This window comes from Streptacidiphilus anmyonensis, from assembly GCF_000787855.1.
In the GTDB taxonomy this organism is placed as follows: domain Bacteria; phylum Actinomycetota; class Actinomycetes; order Streptomycetales; family Streptomycetaceae; genus Streptacidiphilus; species Streptacidiphilus anmyonensis.
Window position 1 is genome coordinate 1 of record NZ_BBPQ01000017.1, and the last position, 3,661, is coordinate 3,661.

Annotated in this window: 5 protein-coding genes and 1 pseudogene; 4 read left to right on the top strand and 2 right to left on the bottom strand. The window is 69.4% G+C overall.

Annotated elements, in window-relative coordinates:
* Positions 1–184: aldehyde dehydrogenase family protein (locus TR50_RS17505; protein WP_042421884.1), on the top strand; the 184-nt coding region annotated here is incomplete at its 5' end.
* Positions 184–597 (top strand): DUF779 domain-containing protein, encoded by a 414-nt coding sequence (locus tag TR50_RS17510; protein WP_042421887.1) that lies wholly within the window; start codon positions 184–186, stop codon positions 595–597. The genes TR50_RS17505 and TR50_RS17510, both read left to right, overlap by 1 nt.
* A 119-nt stretch (positions 598–716) precedes the next feature.
* Here the strand turns inward: TR50_RS17510 and TR50_RS17515 are convergent, their stop codons facing one another.
* Entirely contained in the window at positions 717–2,318 is a 1,602-nt protein-coding gene (locus TR50_RS17515) for a recombinase family protein (protein ID WP_063775094.1), read from the bottom strand.
* A gap of 49 nt (positions 2,319–2,367) precedes the next feature.
* On the opposite strand from TR50_RS17515, the pseudogene TR50_RS45545 reads away from it, so the two are divergent.
* Positions 2,368–2,499 (top strand): annotated as a pseudogene (locus tag TR50_RS45545) (aldehyde dehydrogenase family protein); the annotation flags it as partial.
* The gene (locus TR50_RS17520) at positions 2,499–2,909 is read left to right on the top strand and encodes a DUF779 domain-containing protein (protein WP_042421889.1); all 411 of its coding nucleotides are present in this window, start codon (positions 2,499–2,501) and stop codon (positions 2,907–2,909) included. The pseudogene TR50_RS45545 and the gene TR50_RS17520, both read left to right, overlap by 1 nt.
* A 327-nt stretch (positions 2,910–3,236) precedes the next feature.
* On the opposite strand, the gene TR50_RS17525 is transcribed toward TR50_RS17520, so the two are convergent.
* Positions 3,237–3,661 (bottom strand): hypothetical protein (locus TR50_RS17525; protein WP_160311124.1); only part of this gene is annotated, 425 nt, incomplete at its 5' end.

A 3,661-nucleotide genomic window follows, 5' to 3' on the forward strand; every position in this document is an offset into this window, starting at 1 on the left:
TCGCGCCATCAAGGCCGGCCGCGTCTGGACCAATTGCTATCATTTGTACCCTTCTCATGCAGCGTTTGGGGGCTTCAAGAAGTCCGGGATCGGGCGGGAGAACCACAAGATGATGCTGGATCACTACCAGCAGACCAAGAACCTGCTGGTCAGCTACTCCGACAAGAAGCTCGGCTTCTTCTGATGCCGCCCGCCCCGCGCACCGCGCGGGTGGAGCTGACCGAGCCGGCCGCCGCGCTGCTGCGGCGGCTGGCCGGGCAGCATGGCCCGCTGATGTTCCATCAGTCCGGCGGCTGCTGCGACGGCAGCGCGCCGATGTGCTATCCACGTGACGAGTTCCGTGTCGGTGCGCAGGACGTCCTGCTCGGACGCGTTGGGGACGACGACACGCCGTTCTGGATGAGCGCCGACCAGTTCGGCTATTGGCAGCACACCCACCTCACCGTCGATGTCGTCCCCGGCCGCGGCAGCGGCTTCTCTGTCGAGGCACCGGAAGGCGTCCGCTTTCTGATCCGCTCCCGGCTGCTCAGCGACGCGGAACAGGCCCGCATCGACGCCGAACCGCCGCTGCCCAACGGAGCTGACCACGAGCTGTGAGCGCGTGCCCAACGGGCCCGTCCCGTCCGTTGTGTGCGGGAGGACGGGCCCGATGGGTGGGTGTCGATTGTTACTGGGCGGCTGTTCCGCCGGGGTACCGAGGTGGGTGCCTCGCGGCGCTACATCAGGTCTCGGAAGCTCAAGCCCAGTTCCGCGCCCGGATCGAAGCCCTCGGCTTGAGCCTCGCTGGTGATCACGATCCTTCCGGCTCGCTTCTTCGGTCCGCGTGCGGGGAACAACGCCACCTTGACGCCGAAGCTGCGCAGGATCTCGCGTCGTTCGGCGTTGTCAGCGGCACCGCGCCACCAGTCGGCCACGGTCCTACCGGTGGGGACCGTGTACCAGCCGGCGGGCTTCTCCGGCGTGGCCTGGGCCTCCTGGAGTTCTTCGCCGAGGCGGGCGTATTCGCGGCGGAACCATTCGGCGTCGTCGGGCAGGTCGTAGAGCCCGGTGGCGCGGTCGTCGCGCAGGCGTTCGCGGTCGGCCTTCAGGTCAGCGATGCGCTGTGCCATGCCGTTGCCGGGTTCGTAGACCTTCCGGGACTCGGAGGCTGGGCCGAATGTGGCGAGGAACCAGTTGGTCACGTAGGTGTCCATGACGGGCATGGCAATGGTGGGCGACGGTTTGCAGTCCTGCGACTGGGGCAGGCCGAAGCTTCGTCCCTTGCATCCCAGGGCCGGTACCCGCTGCAGGTCCGCGTAGGAGCAGCCCGAGCGGTAGAGCCGTTCGGCGCAGACCCCGCACCAGGCCAGTCCGGACAGCAGCATCATTCCGCGTGGTCCGCGCTTGTCCGTGATTGGCCGCCGCTCGACCTTCTCCCGTAGGGCCGCTTGTGTCGGCCGGTCCCACAAGGGCGGGGCGACCCGCACAGGGCGGCCGTCGTTGCCGAGTACCGGCTTGCGCTTGTGGACGAGGTACCCGAGCGCGGCATCCGATAGCAGGATCAGCCGGATGCCCTGCCCAGTCCACGGTGTGCCCTGCGACTCCTGCCCGTACATCGTTCGGGACCAGTCGGCCGGGGAGGGCACACAGGCCCGGTTGAGCCGCGCAGCCTCGCTGTACACCGTGGTCCCGTTGGCCTCATCGGCGAGAATACGTCGGGCCACTTCCCGGATGACAGTCGAGGAGTCGGGCTCCAACTCCGTTCGGTCGATCTTTGTTCCAGCACGAAGCCGCACATGGACATATCCGTACGACGGCCGGTGGGAGACCTGCCCAGCCTTACGCGCACGCGCGGCCTCCTGTCGGATCCGCGTCCGGATGCTGCGGTGTTCGATCTGGGCACCGAACAGCTTCATCGTGAACTCCATCTCCTGGCCCGGGTCGCTGAGGTCCCACCACCCCAGGTGGTCGGCCGTGAGCAGCCTCCGCCCCGCTGCGGCATTCTCCCGGGCCAACCGCAAGCCCTCATACACATCGCGCCCCAGCCGGTCCACCGCGGACGCGGCAAGCCCGTCGAACGGCCCCTGCTCCAACCGCAGCCACGGCCCCAACTTCGGCCGGGTGAAGGGGTCGGTGGCACCCGAGACCTCCCAGTCGTCGGCCCAGGCGACGACATGTCCTCCCTCCCGGGCGGTCACTTCCAAGATGAGATCCCGCTGCCGGGCCGGGGACGACGTGGCCCCCAGGACCCGGGAGAGGCGACGGACGCCCAGAAGGCACCGACCGCACCCGTCATACGGTGTAACAGGGGCATCGTTCGTACTCGTCACGAAAGCCATGATTCCCTCCGCATCAGGCCCGCACCAATACCCCACATAGGGGAAGTAGGCGCACGCCGCCTTCGGCGGCTACAAGAAGTCCGGGATCGGGCGGGAGAACCACAAGATGATGCTGGACCACTACCAGCAGACCAAGAACCTGCTGGTCAGCTACTCCGACCAGAAGCTCGGCTTCTTCTGATGGGCACCGGCCCGCGCACCGCGCGGGTGGAGCTGACCGAGCCGGCCGCCGCACTGCTGCGACGGCTGGCCGGTCAGCACGGCCCGCTGATGTTCCACCAGTCCGGCGGCTGCTGCGACGGCAGCGCGCCGATGTGCTATCCGCGCGGCGAGTTCCACGTGGGCGCGGGCGATGTGCTGCTGGGCGTCGTCGACGAGGACACGCCGTTCTGGATGAGCGCCGACCAGTTCGGCTACTGGCAGCACACCCATCTGACCGTCGACGTCGTCCCCGGCCGCGGCAGCGGCTTCTCCGTCGAGGCGCCGGAAGGCGTCCGCTTCCTGATCCGTTCCCGGCTCTTCACCGACAGCGAGCAGGCCCGCATCGACGCCGAACCGCCGCCGCCGACCGGAGCCGACCACGAGCTGTGACGGCATCCCTGACGGGCCCGGTTCCGTGCCCGCGACGGATCGGGCCGGCTGTGGTTCTACGCCGGCACCGGCGGCACCGATCACGTCTTCCGGCCGCGCACCCTCATCGGCGCCGGCTGGCAGGCCGACGACCTGCTCGCCTGAAGCCCACCCGCACGTGTAGACGGCGGCCCGAGGTGCGAGGCCTCGGGCACGGTGCGCTGACCCACCTGCCGCTCACCCACCGGCACCCCGACCACGTCGGCTCGGCTACGGAGGTGGGCGTCGCATGCGGCGGGCCTGCTCTCCGCTCGAAAGGGGAGAGCAGGCCGAGGGCCGAGCAGGTCGTCAGTCGGAGAAGTGCGCCTGCGGGCTGAAGGCGATGGCGCCGGAGGGGGAGGCCGTGATGGTCGCCGACGTGGAGTACGTGTGTCCGTTGACGCCGCGGAAGGGGAACGGGCCGTGGTGGCCGGCCGCGCAACCGAGGTTCACGTGCTCGACCTCCTGGTTGGCCGTGTCGTCCCACAGGGTCAGGTCCGCGCTCTGGCAACCGCGGTTGCTCAGGATGTACGCGTCCGGCTCCACGTAGGCGCCGCTGGAGCTGATGCACGCTTCGAGCTGCGCGGTCGTCGAGCAGCCGCCGCCGGACGAGTCGGGGCGGACGGTCGAGGCGCTCGCGGGTGTGGCGAGGGCGGCCAGGGCGATCACCGCCGTGATCGCGGTGGCCGTTCCGGAGCGGCGGGTGGGGAGCGGGACATGGCGGGGGTTCCTTG

Bases quoted from the DNA above. Each gene is read 5' to 3' on its own strand.
- TR50_RS17510 (WP_042421887.1), top strand. From the start codon at position 184: ATGCCGCCCGCCCCGCGCACCGCGCGGGTGGAGCTGACCGAGCCGGCC.
- TR50_RS17515 (WP_063775094.1), bottom strand. From the start codon at position 2,318: ATGGCTTTCGTGACGAGTACGAACGATGCCCCTGTTACACCGTATGAC.
- TR50_RS17520 (WP_042421889.1), top strand. From the start codon at position 2,499: ATGGGCACCGGCCCGCGCACCGCGCGGGTGGAGCTGACCGAGCCGGCC.